Genomic DNA, 18,984 nt, shown 5'->3' with positions numbered 1-18,984 from the left:
GGCACTCCATGCACAAGACTCTCCCGAAACTGTTGATCGCCGCCGCAGTAGCATCCACCTTCGCTATGCCCGCGCACGCGGCCGGCAATGAAACCATCGTCAAACGCCACTTCGCCTCGCTGGTGGCGGGCGGCCAGCCGAAACTGGCGGAACTGACGATGTTCTTCACGATGATGCCGAAAGGCGGCGACCTGCACCACCACTATTCGGGCGCCATCTATGCGGAACAATTCCTGGACTGGGTCGACCGCGAAAAATACTGCGTCAACAAGGCTACTTACCGCATTGAAACCGACGCGGCGCTCAACGCGGCGCAGCGCGGCCTGGCGGCCAAGGACCGCGGCTGCCTGACCGGCGCCGATGTCCTGCTGGACAATACGGTGCTGGCGGAAGTGCTGCAGCGCTGGGCCACCAAGGATTTCTATAACCACAGCGGCCAGCAAACCCCGCCCGACCGCACCTTCTTCGATACCTTCCCGTATTTCGGCCCGGTGTCGTCCACCAACACGGCCGATGGCTTGCGCACGCTGAAGCAGCGCGCCATCAATGAAAACGTCACCTACATTGAAACCGTGTTCGAAATCGCGCCGCTGGCGCAATACGCGGACTTCGACCAGGCCGTATTGAAGCAGGGCGCCGATCTCAATGCGCAATTCGAGTCGCTGATGGCCGCGCTCGACAAGGACGCCGGCTGGAATGGCTGGCTTGCCGCCTACGACGCCAACGTCAACACGGCCAGCGCCGGCATCGACGATGCGCGGTTCACCATGCGCTACCAGCCCTTCGTGCTGCGCTTCCTGTCGCCGTCGCAAGTGTTTTCCGGCATGGTGTCGGGCTTCAAGCTGGCGCGCCAAAACCCGAAAGTCGTGGGCGTGAATATCGTCGGACAGGAAAGCACCCATGTGGCGATGCGCGATTACACACTGCACATGCAGATGTTCGCCTTCCTGAAAAAGAAATTCCCGGAAGTGAACCTGTCGCTGCACGCGGGCGAGCTGGCGCTGGGCATGGTGCCGCCGGAAGGCTTGCAGTCGCACATCGCGGAAGCGGTGCATACGGCGGGGGCGGCGCGGATCGGCCACGGCATGGATATTGCCCACGAACGCCATGCGCCGGCCTTGCTGAAAGCCATGCGCGACAAGAACATCCCGGTCGAAGTCAACCTGACCAGCAATGAATTCATCCTTGGCATCAAGGGCGACCAGCACCCCGTCACCCTGTACCGCAAATACGGCGTGCCATTTATATTGGCCACCGATGACGCGGGTGTGTCGCGCAATAACTTGTCGAATGAATACGTGTTGTTCGCCAGCCGCTACAAGACCGACTACGCGGAAGTGAAGAAACTGTCGTACGACAGCATCCGTTATGCATTCCTGGCCAATGGCGACAAACAGCGTCTGCTGAAATCGCTGGATGCGCGCTTCGCGCAATTTGAAGCCGATGTTGCGGCGACGCTGCATTCCGCAAAAAAATAAGCTTTCATCCATGCGCCAGCGGCATGGCCGCTGGCATGATGCAATTCGTATAATTGTGTGGCTGGCATGCTACAAGAGCATATCTTTTGTGCGATTAGTATGCATTTTCCACATGAATCCTATTCAAGTCCTCTTATAATCCCGCCTCACCCTCGTTCCGGCCACGCTCGGCCGACTAAAACTAGCGGATTTATACATTTAGCGTCTCAATTCGAGAAGAAAATCGAATTTGTCATGCATTTTTGCTTCGTGCATAGTGGATTTTAACGTCGCAAAAATGCTTGTTTTGCAATTGGAATTCAGACTGCATTCAGAAGTTTCTTGTGTGTCATGGTATTGAAACATTGCAAAGTTAGACTGATTCGTAGCTCAGCAGAATAAAGTACGGCGCCACGTTCGCCGCACAACAAGTTTGCAGCAAAAGTAAAAGAGGAAGTACGGACGGCCGGCCAAGTGGACGGCTGCCAGTGCTTTCATGAATATTTGTCTTTTTTGGGGTTATACAATGATGAATCATCCACGGCTCCGGTTGACGCAGATTGCGCTCAGCCTGTCTATCGCGCTTGCGGCAGCACCGTCGTTCGCACAGAACACCACTTCGAACATCGGCGGCCGCATTGCCGGCGCGGATGGCAAGCCTGCGGCTGGCGCGACCGTGACGATCCTGCACAACGAGTCCGGTTCGGTCAGCAATGTGACGACCGACGCGGAAGGCCGCTATCTGGCCCGCGGCCTGCGCGTAGGCGGTCCGTACACGATCACCGTGACGAAAAACGGCGTGACCGAGAAGCGTGAAGAGATCTACACGAACCTGGCGGAAACCGCCAACGTGGATGCAACGCTGGGCGCACCGGCCGTGCAGACCGTGACGATCGCCGGCGTGGCCGGTGGCCGTTCGGACAAATTCTCGAAAACCTCGATGGGCGCGGGCACCAGCGTGTCGGCGACCGAACTGGCGATCCAGGGTTCGATCAACCGTAACCTGCAAGACTATGCGCGTTCCGACCCACGCGTTTCGCAGACCGACAAAGAGCGCGGCGAAATGTCCGTGGCTGGCCAGAACAGCCGCTTCAACTCGCTGACCATTGACGGCGTTTCCGTCAACGATACGTTCGGCCTGGAAGCTTCTGGCTCGCCAACGTCGAAACAGCCGATTTCGATCGAAGCCATCCAGTCGGTGCAGATCAACGTCGCCAACTACGACGTGACGCAAAAGGGTTACACGGGCGGTAACGTCAACGCCGTGACCAAGTCCGGCACCAACAAGATCAAGGGCAGCGTCTACTACGTTTTCCGTAACGACCAGGGCGCCGGCGAGCGCTTCAACACCACCAACAACACGTACTTCGATCCGGCGCCGTTCAAGGAAACCACCAAGGGCTTCACCCTGGGTGCACCGCTGATCAAGGACAAGCTGTTCATCTTCGCCAACTACGAAAAACTGCAATCGACCCGTACCGCGCCAGCGTTCGGCCCGATCGGCAGCGACAAGACCAACGTCGGCGTGACCACCGGCGCGATTGCCGCTGCCCAGCAAATCGCCAAGGACCGTTATGGCCTGGATATCGGCACCTCGGACGTGCCGGCCGGCTTGGCGCTGAACGTGACCGACAAGCTGCTGAAGCTGGACTGGAACGTCAACGACGACCACCGCGTGATGGTGCGTTTCGCCAAGACCGAACAATCCGACCCGATCTTCCCACTGCTGAGCGCCACCGGTGTGTCGCTGAACTCGTCGTGGTACAGCCAGGTCAAGGCGATTGAAACCAAAGTCGCGCAGTGGACCGCCGATTGGAGCCCGACCTTCTCGACCGAACTGAAACTGTCGCAGCGCGATTATGACTCGGTGCCGCGCGTGAATGCGCAAATGCCGGCCATGGCGCTGCAATTCTCCGGCACCCTGCCAGCCGGTGCGCCGTCCGGCCTGTCGACCGGTAACCGCTTCATCAACTTCGGTACGGAAAACAGCCGCCAGCGTAACATCCTCGGCACCAAAACCGATGACGTTTACCTGGGTGCCAACTGGAGCCTGGGCGACCATGAACTCAAGTTCGGCGGCGACTACCAGAACAACAAGGTCTACAACGCGTTCCTGCAAAACGTGTATGGCAACTACACCTTCGCCTGTATCCCGAACATTGGCTACAACACGGTGACCGGTGTGACCGCCGGCGCGAACATCACCAATTGCACGTCCCTGAGCGCTGCCCAGCATGAACAAGCCGTGCTGGAAAACTTCAGCCGTGGCCGTCCATCGTCGTACCAGACCCAGGTGGCCAATGCCGGCAAGACCATGGAAGATGCCGTGGCCAAGTTCAGCATGAAGAACACCGGCCTGTTCGTGCAGGATACCTGGTCCGTCAACTCGCGCCTGACCGTGAACGGCGGCGTACGTATCGACATGAATACGATGGATGACCGTCCAGCGGCCAATGCGGCTGTCGCGGCGCCAACCATCGCACGCACCACGGCGACCGGCCGCCAGACCGGTGGCTATGGCTACGACAACACCAACACCTTCGACGGCCAGAAACTGTGGCAGCCGCGCGTGGGCTTCAACTACCAGTTCGACGCATCGCGTCCGACCCAGTTGCGCGGCGGCGCCGGCCTGTTCCAGGGCGCTGCGGCGACCGTGTGGGTATCGAATGCGTTCTCGAATCCTGGCGTGATCACCAAGACCGTGGGTTGCGGCATCAGCGGTTATGCCGCCTGCCCGACCACTGGCGGCGTGTTCAGCGCGGACATCAACAACCAGCCAACCTTCAGCGGCACGGCACCGGCCGCCAACGTCGACATCCTGGCTCCTGGCCTGCGCCAGCCATCGGTCTGGAAAGCCAACATCGCATTTGACCATGAACTGCCATGGTACGGCGTCGTGTTTGCCGCCGAGTACCTGAAACTCGACGTCAAGGATGGTATCTACTACCAGAACTTGAACCTGGGCGCCCCGACCCGTATGGGTACCGATGGCCGCGAACTGTACTACACCGACCAGGCGTACAACACCGCGTGCTGGAACGCCACCGGCGGCTCCATCACCACCGGTACCACCTGCTCGGGCCTGCGCGCGAAATCCGGTTCGAACGCGTCGTTCAACAACGTGATCCTGGCGCAGAAAACCAGCAAGGGCGGCTCCAACCTGATGACCGTGTCGCTGTCGCGTCCGCTGACGGGGGGCTTCGGCTGGTCCGTGGCTTACACCTACACGGAAGCCAAGGAAGTGTCGCCACTGACCTCGTCGACGTCGAACTCGAACTGGTCCGGCCGTTCGGTGTTCAACCCGAACGAAGAAGTCAACGCGAACTCCAGCTACCTGGTGAAAGACCGTATCAACGCGGTGGTCAACTTCCAGAAGAAGTTCTTCGGCACGTATAACACCCGCTTCGGCCTGTTCTATGAAGGCCGCGCCGGCAAGCCATACAGCTGGACCATCAACAACGACATGAACGGTGACGGCCTGGCCGGTAACGACTTGATGTATGTTCCTTCGGCGCCAGGCGCGGGCGAAGTGATCTTCAAAGGCGATACCGCAACCAACCACGCCAACGAAGACAAGTTCTGGTCTATCGTCAACCAGAACGGCGTGCTGAAGCGTTCGGCCGGCAAAGTCGTGAGCCGCAACAGCGACTTCGCGCCATGGACCAACAGTTTCGACATGCGCGTTTCGCAGGAAATTCCAAGCTTCTTCAACGGTCACAAAGCCACCTTCACGTTCGATGTCTTCAACGTGGGCAACCTGATCAACAAGAAGTGGGGCCGTATCAACGAAGTGGGCTTCCAGTCCGCCGGTGCGCAAGCACGTAGCTTCGTCGACTTCGCCGGTATCGATGCCAGCGGCAAGTACATCTACCAATTGCGCGACAAGGTGGAAGACTTGAACGTTCGCCAGGAAAAAGGCGAATCCCAGTGGGCCATCCAGGCGACGCTGAAGTACGAGTTCTAAACGCTCGTCCTTTGAGTTAGTCCTGCAAGAACGGCCGGTGGCGACACCGGCCGTTTTTTTTGTAACGCACCGTTTCCCCGGTGCGGCAGTGCGCCGGACGGCATAGACCGGGCGCTACAATAACGGCACCTGTTCCCGATATCCTGCAATGAAGCCACAACCGATATTCCGCGCCACGCTGCTGACTCCAGTATTGACCACGCTGCTGGCTGCCCTGCTGTCCGGCTGCGCCCAGCACAAGCCGCTTGATCCCGCCATCGCCACCATCCAGCTGGCCACCTTGAACGACTTCCACGGCCACCTGGAGCCCAGCAAGGTCACGTATACCGATGCGGCCGGCAAGGAACGCACCGTCACGGCCGGCGGCATCGCCACGATCGCCGGCGCGCTCAACGCCTGGCGCCGCGAAGACCCGGATTTGCTGCTGGTGGCGGCGGGCGACCTGGTGGGCGCCAGCCCGGCGCTGTCGCTGATGTGGGCCGATGAACCGACCCTGGCGGCAATGGACCGGCTGGGCCTGCGCGCCAGTTCGGTTGGTAACCATGAATTCGATGCGGGCCGGGTGGAATTGCTGCGCCAGCAAAAGGGCGGCTGCGTGTCGCCCCGTCCGGACAAGGCGTGCCGCTTTGACGGCGCTTGGCCGGGCGCGAAATTCCAGTACCTGGCGGCCAATGTGTTTGACATGGTCACCAACAAACCCTTCCTGCCCGCGTACCGCATCGAAGAAGTGCGTGGTGTGAAGGTCGCCTTCATTGGCGCCGTGTTGAAGGATGCGACTTCCACCGTGCTGGCATCCGGCGTGGCCGGCCTGAACTTTGCCGATGAAGCGCAATCGATCAACCGCGTCTTGCCGGAGTTGCGCGCACAGGGCGTGCATGCCTATGTGGTGCTGATCCATGAAGGTGGGCGCACTCCGTCCGCGCCGCAACAGCCCGATTGCGCCGACTTGAAGGGGCCGATTGTCGAGGTCGTGAAAAGACTCGATCCCGCGATCCGCGTGATCGTCAGCGGCCATTCGCACAAGGGGTATTTGTGCCGGGTCGATGGCCGCCTCGTGACGCAGGCGGAAATGGGCGGCCACGTGATGTCGCGCATCGCCATCGATATCGACCGCGCCACCGGCCGGGTGGTGCGCGAACGCGCCAGCAACGTGGTGCTGGAGCAGGGCGTCTTTCCGCCTGACGCGGCGATGGACAATTTCCTGCAAACCGTGCGCACCCGCAGCGGCGAGGCGCTGGCGCGCCCGGTGGCGCGGCTGGCGGTGGACACGCTGGAGCGGATCAATGATGACCATGTCGATGAAACCGCGCTGGGCGACCTGATTGCCGACTCGATGCTGCACGGCGCCCGTTCCTATGGCGCGCAAATCGCCTTCATGAACCGGGGCGGCATCCGCACCTCGCTGCGCACCGGCGCCGGCAACGTGGCGAACCTGGGCCATTTGCAGGCCGTGCTGCCGTTCGGGAATATGCTGGAAGTGGTGAACATGACGGGCGCGCAAATTTACGCCGTGCTGGAAGAACAGTTCATGGCCGGCCGCCACGTCACGCGCGGCTTGCTGCAGGTATCAAATGGCTTTACCTATCAATGGAACCCCGCGCGTCCGGAAGGCATGCGTATTGTCGATAAGAGCGTGCTGCTGAACGGCGTGCAAATTGACAAGGACAGTACTTACCGCGTCGCCATCAATCACTTCCTGGCCGAAGGCGGCGATTCGTTCCCGACGTTCAAGCGTGCAACCAACAGCGCCCCGACCAATATCCGCGACATCGATGCGCTGGCCGATTACATCACCAGCCGCGACCGCGCCGGCAAGCCGGCGGGCGCGACAACGGACGCGGGCCGGATCGTGCGCGCCGGCCGCGCCAAATAACCACAATCCACCGGAGTGCTGACCATGCGCAAACTGTTACTTGTTTCCCTGCTCGCCGCAACGACCTGCGCGCGCGCTGATTTTTCCATTTCCGGCTATGAGCTGGTCTTGACGCACCCGGTGGAAACCGCGCTGCCGAACCCGGACTTGCGCGACACCGCCACGGTCTGGAGCGAACTGTTCGACAATGCGAAAAAGGAAATCGTCATCGGCCAGTTCTACGCGGTGGTGAAACCCGGTTCGCCATTCGAGCGCGTGTTCGAGCGGCTGGAAGCTGCCGGCAAGCGCGGTGTGAAAATCCGCTTCCTGCTCGACAAGAAGGGCATCAACCTGTCGGAAGCGCCGACCATCGAACGCTTGAAAGCCATCCCGAACCTGGAATTGCGCATCCTCGATTTCAGCCAGTTGATGGGCAATGGCATCATCCACGCGAAATACCTGGCGGTGGACAAACAAGTGGCCTTCCTGGGCAGCCAGAACTTCGACTGGCGCTCGTTTACGCACATTCATGAAACCGGCTTGCGCATCACGGACCCCAAAGTCGTGGCGCAGGTCCAGGCCATCTTTGAACAGGACTGGCGCGCGCAGGCGCAACTGGCGCAAGGCAAATCCGTGGCGCCGGTCGCGCAGGCGGCCAGCAGCGCGAATTACGCGCCGGATGCGTTCCTGATGGCCAGCCCATATCCGTACAACCCGCCCGGCGTGGCCGATTCCGAGCGCGGCTTGCCGGCCATGCTGGCGGAAGCGCAAAGCGAAGTGCGGATACAGGTGATGGATTACGCGCCGCTGTCGTATGGCCCGAAAGGCACGCGGCCCTATTATCCGGTGATCGACAACGCGGTGCGCGCGGCGGCGCAGCGCGGCGTGAAAATCAAATTGATGGTGTCGAACTGGAATACCGAAAAGCCCGCCATCGATTACCTGAAAAGCCTGGCCATGGTGCCGAACGTGGAAATCCGCGTGGTGACGTTGCCGCAGGCGGCGGATGGTTTTATTCCCTTTGCCCGCGTGATCCACAGCAAGACCATGAGCATCGACGGCAAGCTGGCGTGGGTTGGCACCAGCAACTGGGCCGGCGGCTATTTCGACATGTCGCGCAACCTGGAAATGGTGCTGCGCAATCCCGCCATGGCGCAGCGCGTGGCGGCCTTGCATGAACAATTGTGGAGCTCGCAGTACGCGGCGCCGCTGGACGTCAATAAACAGTATCCGAAACCTGCCAAGGGCAAGGAAGAATGATGCGGCGGTTCGCAGGTGCGGCGCTGGGCGCGCTGGGTGTCGTGGCGCTGTGCGCGTCGTCCCCGGCGCTGGCGTGGGGCTATGATGGCCACCGTACGGTGGGTGCGATTGCCGACCAACTGATCCGGGGCACCAATGCGGAAAAGCAGGTGAAGGCCTTGCTGTTGCCTGGTGAAAGCCTGGAAAAGGCCGCCGTGTGGATGGATTGCGTGAAAGGCGACGCGTGCGGCCCGCAAACGGCGGAAATGCTGGCGTACGTGCAAGCCAATCCGCAGCACGCCGAGTACCACTATACGAATTTGCCGTTCCAGGCGCTGGAATACCAACAGCGGGCGGTGGGCGCCAAAGGGCACGACATCGTGCAATCGATGCGCCAGGCGGTGTGGGTGTTGCAGGGCAAGGATGGCGCGGCCGTCAACCCGCATAAGTTCACGAAACGCCAGGCCTTGCTGTTGTTGGCGCACCTGGCGGGTGACATGCACCAGCCGCTGCATGTGGGCAATGCTTACCTGGACAAGCAAGGTGCGTATGTGGCGCCGGTGAAGCCGGAGCAGGTCGATGACGTGGCCGTGTTCAGCACGGCGGGCGGCAATGCGCTGCTGCTGGAGGGCAGCCGTTCGCTGCACAATTACTGGGATCACTTGCTGGTCGAGTATGCGATGAAGCGGGTTGAAGCGCAGACGCCGGAACAGTATGCGCGTATCGCACTGGCGGGCAAGCCGGTGGTGGCGGAATTCGGCGGCGACCCGGCGGAATGGGCGCCTTTGCTGGCGGCCGAAGCGCTGGCGGTCTCGAAACGCGCCCATGCGGGCTTGAAGGTGGGGCCGATGCAGGCGGTGCCGACCAGGGAAACCAAAGTGTCGTGGCCAGTCACGGCACCGGACGATTATGCGGTGACGTCGTCGGCGATCGCGAAGGAACAATTGGCCAAGGCCGGTATCCGCTTTGCTGGGATGCTGCAGGCGATCTGGCCGTAAGCCTTATTTGCCGCCCGGCGCATACCACAACTCCGGCCGCTGTTGCGGCGTGTCTTGCAAGCCCGGATTGGTCAGGGTCAGCAAGCGCCGTTTGTCCAGGTGCAGCGGTTCGATGACCGGTCCCTTGTGCTGCCGGAACAGCGCATCGAGCGTGCCATCGCGCACCATGGTTTCCAGGCCCGCTGTCAGGCGGCGCGCCAGCGCTTCGCCTTCCGCATCGCGCCGCAGGTACAGGTAGCGCGGCAGCGGGTAGCGCAGCAGCAGGGTCGGTTCTATTACCATGTGCGGGAAACGCGACCCGTATTCCTTGATTTCCCACTGGGCTTCATCGACGCCCCGCGCGAAATAATCAAAGCGGTTCGCCAGCAGCATCGCATACAGGTTTTCATGGGCGCTCCCCTCCACCACAGGCAAGCCCGCATGAGCCAGCACCGCGACGTCGGCCCAGCCTTTGCCCATGCCGGCGCGCAGCTTGCGCAAATCCTGCACGCCACGCACCTGGGCAAAACGGGGCAAATCTTCTTTGCGCACCAGTAGCACGCGGTAGCCCAGCAAGCCTTTATCGATCGGGATCCTGACCGTCATGAAATTGCGGTCGAATTCCGGCGATGCCGCGCGCGCCATTACGTTGATGCGGCCTTGGGGCAGCGCCAGTTCCTGCGCCACCCGCTGGGGCGACATGGCTTCGGAAAACTGCGTCATGCTGAAAGGGCCATGCGTAGCGGCGGTTTTTTCCAGCGCCGTGCGCAGCACCAGCCAATCGTAGTCATAGCGGGCGTCATAGGCGCCCAGGTGCAACGGGTAAATGATTGCGGTGGAAGGTTTGGGCGCGGCGGCGCGCGCCACGGTGCACATCGCGGCGGACAGCGCGGTGGCCAGACAGTGCCGGCGTGTCATCGGATACGCCAGTGGCGGTTGGATTGGCAGGGGCGGGGCCATTGTGGAACCAGTGTGCCACCGCCTTCCGATTGCAGCAAGCTAGTGTTGTAGACAGATCATGCGCAAGGCCGGTCTCCCTTAGCTGGCCAAATGCAATCCGACCATCAGCCAGAGTATGGCCAGCACCACGTTGCCGGCGCCGAATGCGGCCAGCCGGTGCATGACGTCGTTGTACGACAGGTGAATCAGGCTGTGGACAATGCGCAGCGCGACATACAGCCAGGCCAGCATGGTGGCAGCATGCGTGACGCTGGCCGTGACGAACAGCACGATGCAGGCGACGTAAAACAGCACCGGCGCTTCCAGCAGATTCATGTAATTGCGGTTGGGCAGGCAGACGTCGGGTGGTACCGTGGGCGATTCGCCGTATTTGAAATCATCGACGCGGATGCGGCGATGCACGCCGGCGCGCACGCGGGCGAAGGCAACGGCAACCTGGACCAGCAAAGTCCAGACGGCAAGCAGGACGACGGGATAAAAAATGGATTTCATGGGCTTGTGGTCAGCGCTCGTGGCGGAGGGCATAGTATAGGCCCGATATCGCGCCAGCTTACCCGCCTCCCGGTTCAGTCGCCGCCGCCACCGCCGCAACCGCCACCACCACACCCGCTGCCGCCGTCCGAGCCGCCGCCATCGCCGCCGGAATCGCTGGACGAACCGCCGCCACAGCCACTGCCGCCGCCGCAACTGGACAGATCGGCGCCGCAATGGACCGTGCCATCGTCGTTACGCAACGTGGCGCAATCGAGCGCATAGATAAAGCCGCCGGCGATCCCCAGCTTGGTGTCCAGGGCAAACAGCAGCGGCAGGCGAGTCGGGGACTTCGGATTGATGTTTTCTTCCAGGCACGCATAGCGCCAGCAGCGGCGGATGCCGTCGTTATTGCGCTTGGCCTTGTCCAGCACTTCGGCCGGCGTATGGTGCAGGAAGCGGCCGAAGGCCTGGTTGCAGAATTGCTCGTAGTTCTTGGTGTACAGGATGAATTCGTGCCACAGGTCATCCGCCACCTGCGACGGCATGGACACGTACATGCGGCCCGACTTCAAATGCGCCAGGAAAAATTGCCGCAAGCCGTGCGACACCAGCTGGCAATCGCGCACGGTCAGGTGCGGGTGGCGTTTGACGAGCTTGTCGAACAAGCCTTTCGGCAAGTCAAAGGTGCGGATAAAACCTTCCCGCTTCAGCCGCACATTGCGGCGCCACAGGTGGACGCTGAAACCGGCGAACAGCAGGCAGGCGAGCAGGGCGGGGATAGCCATCGATGCACCTCATGAAAAGGTCAGGTCAGGGTTGTGCTGTTTCCATCACCGTGAGTTTGCTGTCGGCCGCACCAGTGTAAACCACCACCAGCTTGACCGGTCCCTTGCCGACATTGCGGCCATTGTGCGGGGTATTGACCACTTCGGCCAGCATGTCGCCCGCCTTCAGGCGTTTGACGGAACCATCCTTCAAATGCACTTCCAGCTCGCCTTCGGTCACCATGGCAAACGATGGCACCGTGTGCAAATGCCAGCCGGTTTCGTTGCCGGGGGCGATTTCAATCAGCATGCCCGTCACTTGCGCCTGGCCCTGCGGGTACGCCAGCGGCTTGCCGTCCCAGCTGGTTTGCGTTTTCAGTACGGTGGATGCCTTGACGGCGGCGGACTGGTCGAGCGCGTACGCTTGCGGCAGCAGTAGGGCGGCCAGCAGGGCCGCGGTGATTTTTTTCATTTCGTGTTGTCTCCGTGGTGGATGCGGGAAGTGTCGATCTGCCCGGCTATTGCAAAAACGGTTGATAGGCAAACCCCAATCCGATCGCCTCGGCCACCGTGGCCTTGTTTTCAGCGCTTTCACTGAATGACGCCAGCACGCCTTCCCGCGCGTTCCCTTTATCGAGGACGTCGATCCAGTAGCTGCGGCCGGCCTGATCGGGTGCACGGTGCAGCACGTTCTGATACAGGATGTCGACGAACTGGCTATTGCTGGGGCTGGCGCCGTATTTGCCGATAAATTCCTGGCTTGCCATGAAATTGCGCGCGACTTCGTACAGGGACGACCCCTTGTCCATCATGGACAGCCAATAGCCCACGCCGGCTTCGTCGGGTTTGCGGTCGAATGCGGCTTGATACAAACGGTAGGCCTGTCCGCCAGTGCCGTTGAGGTCCAGCGCAATGGCACCGTCCGAAAATTCCAGGCGTTCGATGCCGTACAGCAGGTCGGCAGCCTGGCTGCCGCCGGCGCTGTTCACGGTGTGGAACTGATCGGTTTTGTTGAGGACCAGGGCGCTGCGCGGCCCGCCATAGCGTACCGTATCCAATCCCAAGTCCCCACGGATGGTATCGCCCCGATACGTGCCAGTAAATACATCATTGCCGCTGGCGCCAGTCAGTGTCTGCGCATCCGGGCTGATACTGCCGGCAAGAACACTGTAGCGGCCAGTCTGTTCCATGGCGCCGGAGGCGACAAGGTAAAAGGTCCCGCTGGCCGCTGGCGAATAGTCGAACGTCGCCAATGTGTCCTCGGTGACATGGGTGGCGCCAGTGACGAAGGAATAGTCATCCCGCATCATTAACAGGGTACTGCCTGTCTGCGTATCCTGCCGCGTCATGATGAAGCGGTACTTGACGCCCGCCTGCAGCGAAATTTTCATCCAGTCCTGGTCGCCCGCGAAATCTATTTTCCCCGTGAGCGCGCCGCCGCTGTGCAGCTGGCCGGCGCGGCCTTGAAGGCCGTAGTCGTCGTTGCCATGATTGACCAGACTGAGGCTGTATGTGCCGGTCTTGCGATAAAGATTACCTGCATCGATATAAGCGATACCGGTATCGGCCGCATAAAAGGTAAACCGTCTGCTGCCGGAGGCAAGTGCCGCATTAAAGTTGGCAAACCATTCTGCGCCAGGTCCGGCGGCCAGGGATGGCGTCATCGGCAGGTCGGCGCCGTCGGTGGCAGTCCCTTTTATATCAATGCTGTAGCTGTTGCCTGCAACGACCGGAATGCCAACCCAGTCGTCGTCATTGGGCGTCTCAATGTTGCCTCGCAGCGATGCGGTGGTGGTCAGTCGTGCCGATGAAGTGCTGTCAGCGGGATAGTCATCCTTGGCCGCCACGTTCGCCGTGAGTACATAGCTGCCCGGGCTTTGGTAGGAGCTGTTGACGCTGACAAAATAGGTGCCGGTTTTCGTTGGCGTGAACCATGACATCAGTTCCGGTGTGCTGGCGTCGCGATACGTGGTGCTGAGCCGCGAACCGTAGGCGTCCAGGATGGCCAGGGTCGAAGTGACCTTCTCATTGCCAGTGTCAGCCGCCTTGACGACATAGGCGGTTCCCGCTTGCAATTGGATTGCAAACCAGTCCTCGTCGTATGGCGACTCGTGTTTTCCGTAACCCGGTGTGCCAATGGCCAGTTTGCCGCTGGTCTGCGCATTTCCTTTGTAATCGTCGCTATAGGCAGTGATGGTGTAGCTGCCAGTGGCATGGGACAGTGACTGCATCCCGACATAGTAAGTGCCACTTGCCGCAGGCGTGTAAGTCAGCATGCCATCGAAGTCGCCATCAAGCGGCTTGCTGTTCGCATCGTAGAAACCATAGATTCTGTCCGTGAAAGACGTCTCGGCGGTGAGCCGGTAATTGATGCCTTTTTCAAGGTTGATCCGGTACCAATCCACGTCGCCGGCGGTTTCCAGTTTGCCGGAGATCGCAGTGCCCAAGGCAGGCATGTCAATGGTGCCGCTGCCATTGCCGTCGGTGCCGGTGCGGGACAGGTTCAGCGTATAGGTTTCACCCAATTGTCCCACTCCTCGGACCTGGATGTAGTAGGTGCCGGATGTCTTGGGATCAAAAGCCAGTTGCGGCGCGGCGGCGTAGCTTGAGCTTCGCACCAGACTGCCTCCTGCATCCATTACCTGCAGCTCCATCATTGTAGGGAACTGGCTGGTTCCGCCGCTATTGGTCAGGTTGAACGTGTAGGTATTGTTGGCGTCGAGTGTGACTTTGAACCAGTCCGCATCCTCGATTCCCGGGGACAAGGTAGCTTGTGCCGTGCTGCCGACGGCAAGAATCCCGGTAGTATTGGTGGCAGCGGTGAAATCGTCGCTCCTTTGGGTCGCAGTCAGCTCATACGTTCCCACGACGCTTTCCAGTCCTTTCACGCCCACATAATATGTTCCCGCAGCGCCGGAAATGTAGTTGAACGATGCGGAGTAGTAGCCACTTTCCTGGCTTTGAAGCAGCTTGCCGGACGCGTCCATCAACATCAGCGTGGATTTGGCGTAGTTATGGATGGCGTTGTCGTTGAGCTCCCTGAACGCGCCCTCTGTCAACTCGAACTTGTAAATGGTTCCCGCTGCCAGCGTGATTTTGTACCAGTCGCGGTCGCCGGATGTATCAATAGCGCCGCTTTTTTTCACGCCGGCGGTCATGGACCCTGCCGTTGATGCATTGCCCGCGACGTCATCCGTTGCGTAGCCTGAACTGATCTTGTATGTGACTCCGGTGCTGGCGGAATCGGCTTTGTATGTGACGTAATACGTGCCGGAGATGGCCGGCGTGTAGTCAAACTTTGTATCCCATATCGGCCTGGCCAGTGTCTTGCCTGTACCATCTTCCAGGAAAAAGTCAGGGTAGGCGCCCCCCGCCAGACTGAAGGTGTAACTGATCCCGCCGGTCAGCGTCACAGCGAAGGAATCGCTGTCGTCACGGTCTTCCAGTGTGCCTTGAACGCTGCCGCCTGTGGGGAGAACACCTTTGGTGGCGGCGCCGCTGCCATAGTCGTCTTGGGTTGCCATTGTTGGTTCTGCAAGTAAAAATTATGAATAACAAAAAGCGGACCCGAAGGTCCGCTCGCTTTGACTGGCGCCCGGCACTGAGTGCCGGATGTGTAGTTTAGCGCGACTTCACAAACGGCACGCCAATGGCTTTCGGCGCCACCGACTTGGCCATCAGGCCCGCCAGCACCACCACGGTCACGACATACGGCACCATCTGGATCAGCGCGCCCGGGATGCGGCCGATCACCGGCAAGTCCACGCCTTCGAGCTGGATTTGCACCGCGCCGAAGAAGCCGAACATCAGGCAGCCGAGGAAGGTGTACACCGGACGCCAGTTGCCGAACACCATGGCGGTCAGCGCCAGGTAGCCGGCGCCGGCCGACATGTCGCGCAGGAAGAAGCCGCTCTGCACGATGGCCAGATACGCGCCCGAGAACGAGCACAGTACGCCGGCAATGATCATCGCGCGGTAGCGGGTCCATTCCACCGAGACGCCGGCCGCATCGGCCGCGTGCGGGTTTTCACCGCAGGCGCGCAGGCGCAGGCCGAAGCTGGTGTGGTACAGCACCCAGTGCACCAGCGGCACCAGCGCAAACGCCAAGTATACCAGTACCGAATGACCGCCGATCAGCTTGGTATAGAACCAGCCGAGGAAGGGAATGTCCGCAATAGCGGCGCTGCCCGGCAGCACCACGTCAAACAGGCGCGCTTCGCCCAAGTCCGGCGTGCGGCCACCCTGCTGGAAGAAGAATTGCGCGACCACGAAGGTCAGGCCGCTCATCGCGATGTTAATCGCAATGCCGCCCACCAGCTGGTTGCCCTTTTGCGTGATGGCGACATAGCCTTGCAGGGTGGCCAGCACGACGGACACGGCGACGCCTGCCGCCACGCCATACCAGGGATTTTGCGTGGCAAACGCCACGGCGGCCGAGACGAACGCGGACGCCAGGATCTTGCCTTCGAGGCCGATGTCGATGACGCCGGAGCGTTCGGCAAACAGGCCGGCCATGGCGGCGAAAATCAGCACCGGCGCGTTGCGCACGGTGGACACGATGATGGAGCCGAGGTGGAGGTCTTCAAAAGTCATGGTGTCAGCCCTTGCGCGACTTGATCAGTTTGAGAATAGCCGGCGCATACAGGTTTTCCATCGCGCCGCAGAACAGGATGATCAAACCCTGGATGAAGATGAAGGTTTCAGTCGGGATGTTCGGTTTTTCCAGCGACAGGTCGAAGCCGCCCTGGATCAGCGCACCGAACAGGACCGACGACAGGAAAATGCCGACCGGGTGCTGGCGCCCCATCAGCGCGATCGCGATCCCGATAAAGCCGGCGCCGCCGACGAAGTTCAGCGACAGGTAGTGGGTGGAACCCATGATGGAATTGACTGCGCCCAGTCCGGCCAATGCGCCTGAGAGCGCCATGACAAGGATGATCATGGCGCTGATCTTGACGCCGGCATAATGGGCGGCGTGCTGGTTCAGGCCCAGCGCGCGCACCTTGTAGCCCCAGGCGGAGCGGCCCATGACCACGCCATACACCACCAGCGCCAGGATGGCGAGGAAGAAGCCGATATTAAGCGGTGTTTCACCCAGCACCGGGAACCACGCGTTCAGGCGCGGCATTTCCGCCGCGGCCGAGAACACGCGCGATGCGGTGTTTTGCTCGCCTGGCGGAATCAGGTATTTGACGATGATGAAATTCATCAGCGATGCCGCGATGAAGTTGAACATGATCGTGGTGACCACGATGTGCGAACCTCGTTTGGCTTGCAGGTAGCCGGGGATGTACGCCCACAGTGCGCCGAACAGCGCGGCGCCGATCATGCCGGCAGGGATCAGCAGATACCAAGGCAGTGCGGCGTCAAAGTTAATCATCACCAGCGTCAGTCCCAGGCCGCCGAAATACATCTGACCTTCCGCGCCGATGTTGAACAGGCCGGCCTGCATCGCGAGCGACACGGCCAGTCCCGTGAACACATACGTCGAGGCGTAGAACAGCGTATAGCTCAAGCCTTCCGGATTGATGATGGCGCTGTTGACCAGGATGCGCAGCGAGTCCACCGGGTCTTCGCCCAGCATGTGGATCACCAGCGCCGCCACCAGCAGCGCGGACAGCAAATTCAGTACGGGCAGGACAAAGCCCGTGGCCCAGCGTGGCATATCGTTAGTCGTCATGATTTATGCATGCCTCCCATCAGCAGACCGATGCGAGTCGTGTCGAATTCGTCGATTTTCAATTCACCCGTGATGCTGCCGCCGCACATCACGAGGATGCGGTCGGCCAGCGCGCGGACTTCTTCCAGTTCCACCGACACCAGCAGGATCGCCATGCCGGCGTCGCGCAGTGCCAGCAACTGGCGGTGGATGGCTTCGATGGTGCCGATGTCCACGCCACGGGTGGGCTGGCCCACCAGCATCAGCTTGGGATTGGCCAGCACTTCGCGCGCAATCACGACTTTTTGCTGGTTACCTCCGGACAGCAGGCCGATGCGCAAATCCGGATTGGCCGGGCGCACGTCGAACGTTTGCAGCAAGCCGGCGCAGCGCTCGGCAATGCCCTTGAAGTCGATCAGGCCCCAGCGGTTCTTGAGCGCCTTGTCATCCTGGTGGCCGAAGAAGGTGTTGTGCATGACGGAAAAGCCTTTGATCACGCCATCGCGCAAGCGGTCTTCCGGCACGTGGCCGATGCCCAGTTCACGGAAGGTGCGCGGCAGGCCATCGGCGTCGCCGCGGCCGCGATTTGAATCCGACCCGGGCAGGGCCTTGCCTTCGAACTTCAATTCGCCCGAGGTCGGCAAACGCATGCCGGACAGGATTTCCATCAGTTCGCTCTGGCCATTGCCGGACACGCCGGCAATGGCGACGATCTCGCCCGCGCGCAAGGTGAAATTCAACTTGTTCAGCAGGGTGACGCCGTTGCCGTCCTTGAGTTCCAGGTCGCGCACTTCCAGCACCGGCTGGCCCGGGTTATACGCGCCGCGCGGCAGGTTGTTCTCGATCGGGCGGCCCACCATCATGTTGGCCAGTTCTTCCTTCGAGGTTTGCGCGGTCTGCACCGCGCCCACGACTTTCCCGCCGCGCATCACGGTCACGGTATCCGTGATGTCCATGATTTCCTGCAGCTTGTGGGTGATCAGGATGATGGTTTTACCCTGTTCCTTGAACAGGCGCAGGATCTCGAACAGCGATGCGGTTTCCTGCGCCGTCAGCACGGCGGTCGGCTCATCGAGGATCAGGATGTTCGCGCTGCGGTAAATCTGCTTGAGGATTTCCACCCGCTGCTGCGCCCCGACCGACAGGTCGTGGATGGTGGCCAGCGGATCGACGTCAAGCCGGTAGCGCGTGCAGATCTCGCGCAGTTTGGCTTCCACCCCGGCGCGCTGGCCAGCCAGCTTGAAGCCGCCTTCGGCGCCCAGCATCACGTTGTCGAGCACCGTCATGTTTTCAACCAACATGAAGTGCTGGTGCACCATGCCGATGCCGAGCGCGATGGCCTGGTGGGAACTGTGGATGGACTGGACTTGTCCGTCGAGCAGGATATCGCCGCTGTCGGCGCGGTAGTATCCATACAGGATGCTCATCAGGGTCGATTTGCCGGCGCCATTCTCGCCCACGAGGCCGTGGATGGCCCCCTTGGCAATCGAAAAACTGACGTCCGTGTTCGCTTTCACCGCCCCAAATTGCTTGGAAATGCCGCGAAATTCTACTGCTGGGTGCATAGGATCACTGGAGGGTAGGGGATTAAAAAACGCGCCGAACGGGAAGACCCCGCCGGCGCGTTCTCTGGAATGA

The 18,984-nt window shown here is 60.9% G+C and carries 13 protein-coding genes; 5 read left to right on the top strand and 8 right to left on the bottom strand.

Annotated features, from left to right (window positions below; genetic code table 11):
* The first annotated feature begins 8 nt into the window (after window positions 1–8).
* The 5 genes from AC1RRC_RS10695 to AC1RRC_RS10675 all read left to right on the top strand — a co-directional run bounded on the left by AC1RRC_RS10695 (window position 9) and on the right by AC1RRC_RS10675 (window position 9,510).
* Window positions 9–1,478: an adenosine deaminase family protein gene (locus AC1RRC_RS10695; RefSeq protein ID WP_493055437.1), complete on the top strand. Its 1,470-nt coding sequence runs from the start codon at window positions 9–11 to the stop codon at window positions 1,476–1,478.
* A 505-nt stretch (window positions 1,479–1,983) separates the two neighbouring features.
* Complete coding sequence (locus AC1RRC_RS10690) at window positions 1,984–5,421, top strand: TonB-dependent receptor (RefSeq protein WP_493055436.1); 3,438 nt, start codon at window positions 1,984–1,986, stop codon at window positions 5,419–5,421.
* Window positions 5,422–5,569: 148 nt separating this feature from the next.
* Complete coding sequence (locus AC1RRC_RS10685; RefSeq protein WP_493055435.1) at window positions 5,570–7,294, top strand: bifunctional metallophosphatase/5'-nucleotidase; 1,725 nt, start codon at window positions 5,570–5,572, stop codon at window positions 7,292–7,294.
* 24 nt (window positions 7,295–7,318) lie between these two features.
* Entirely contained in the window at window positions 7,319–8,533 is a 1,215-nt protein-coding gene (locus AC1RRC_RS10680; protein WP_493055434.1) for a phospholipase D-like domain-containing protein, read from the top strand.
* Window positions 8,530–9,510 carry a S1/P1 nuclease gene (locus AC1RRC_RS10675; RefSeq protein WP_493055433.1) on the top strand — a complete coding sequence of 327 codons (981 nt, stop codon included), beginning with the start codon at window positions 8,530–8,532 and terminating at the stop codon, window positions 9,508–9,510. Before AC1RRC_RS10680 ends, AC1RRC_RS10675 begins: the two co-directional genes overlap by 4 nt.
* Window positions 9,511–9,513: 3 nt before the next feature.
* Here AC1RRC_RS10675 and AC1RRC_RS10670 read toward each other — a convergent pair whose 3' ends face one another.
* From AC1RRC_RS10670 to AC1RRC_RS10635, 8 genes are all read right to left on the bottom strand, one after another.
* Window positions 9,514–10,407, bottom strand: a complete 894-nt coding sequence (locus tag AC1RRC_RS10670; protein ID WP_493055432.1) for a hypothetical protein — start codon at window positions 10,405–10,407, stop codon at window positions 9,514–9,516.
* A 120-nt stretch (window positions 10,408–10,527) separates the two neighbouring features.
* On the bottom strand, window positions 10,528–10,941 hold the full coding sequence (locus AC1RRC_RS10665; RefSeq protein ID WP_493055431.1) for an MAPEG family protein: 414 nt from the start codon (window positions 10,939–10,941) through the stop codon (window positions 10,528–10,530).
* A 74-nt stretch (window positions 10,942–11,015) separates the two neighbouring features.
* The gene (locus tag AC1RRC_RS10660) at window positions 11,016–11,708 is read right to left on the bottom strand and encodes a glycine-rich domain-containing protein (protein ID WP_493055430.1); all 693 of its coding nucleotides are present in this window, start codon (window positions 11,706–11,708) and stop codon (window positions 11,016–11,018) included.
* Between the two features lie 25 nt (window positions 11,709–11,733).
* Window positions 11,734–12,159 carry a cupin domain-containing protein gene (locus tag AC1RRC_RS10655; RefSeq protein ID WP_493055429.1) on the bottom strand — a complete coding sequence of 142 codons (426 nt, stop codon included), beginning with the start codon at window positions 12,157–12,159 and terminating at the stop codon, window positions 11,734–11,736.
* A 46-nt stretch (window positions 12,160–12,205) separates the two neighbouring features.
* Window positions 12,206–15,211 carry a DUF4214 domain-containing protein gene (locus AC1RRC_RS10650; protein WP_493055428.1) on the bottom strand — a complete coding sequence of 1,002 codons (3,006 nt, stop codon included), beginning with the start codon at window positions 15,209–15,211 and terminating at the stop codon, window positions 12,206–12,208.
* 97 nt (window positions 15,212–15,308) lie between these two features.
* Window positions 15,309–16,280 carry an ABC transporter permease gene (locus AC1RRC_RS10645; RefSeq protein ID WP_493055427.1) on the bottom strand — a complete coding sequence of 324 codons (972 nt, stop codon included), beginning with the start codon at window positions 16,278–16,280 and terminating at the stop codon, window positions 15,309–15,311.
* A gap of 4 nt (window positions 16,281–16,284) precedes the next feature.
* Window positions 16,285–17,367 carry an ABC transporter permease gene (locus AC1RRC_RS10640; protein ID WP_493055426.1) on the bottom strand — a complete coding sequence of 361 codons (1,083 nt, stop codon included), beginning with the start codon at window positions 17,365–17,367 and terminating at the stop codon, window positions 16,285–16,287.
* Window positions 17,364–18,911, bottom strand: coding sequence for an ABC transporter ATP-binding protein (locus AC1RRC_RS10635; RefSeq protein WP_493055425.1), 1,548 nt, complete (start codon window positions 18,909–18,911; stop codon window positions 17,364–17,366). Before AC1RRC_RS10635 ends, AC1RRC_RS10640 begins: the two co-directional genes overlap by 4 nt.
* Window positions 18,912–18,984 lie beyond the last annotated feature (73 nt).

This window comes from Pseudoduganella sp. GW821-FHT12E03, assembly GCF_058807115.1.
This window is presented reverse-complemented; position numbering and strand designations above follow the sequence as displayed.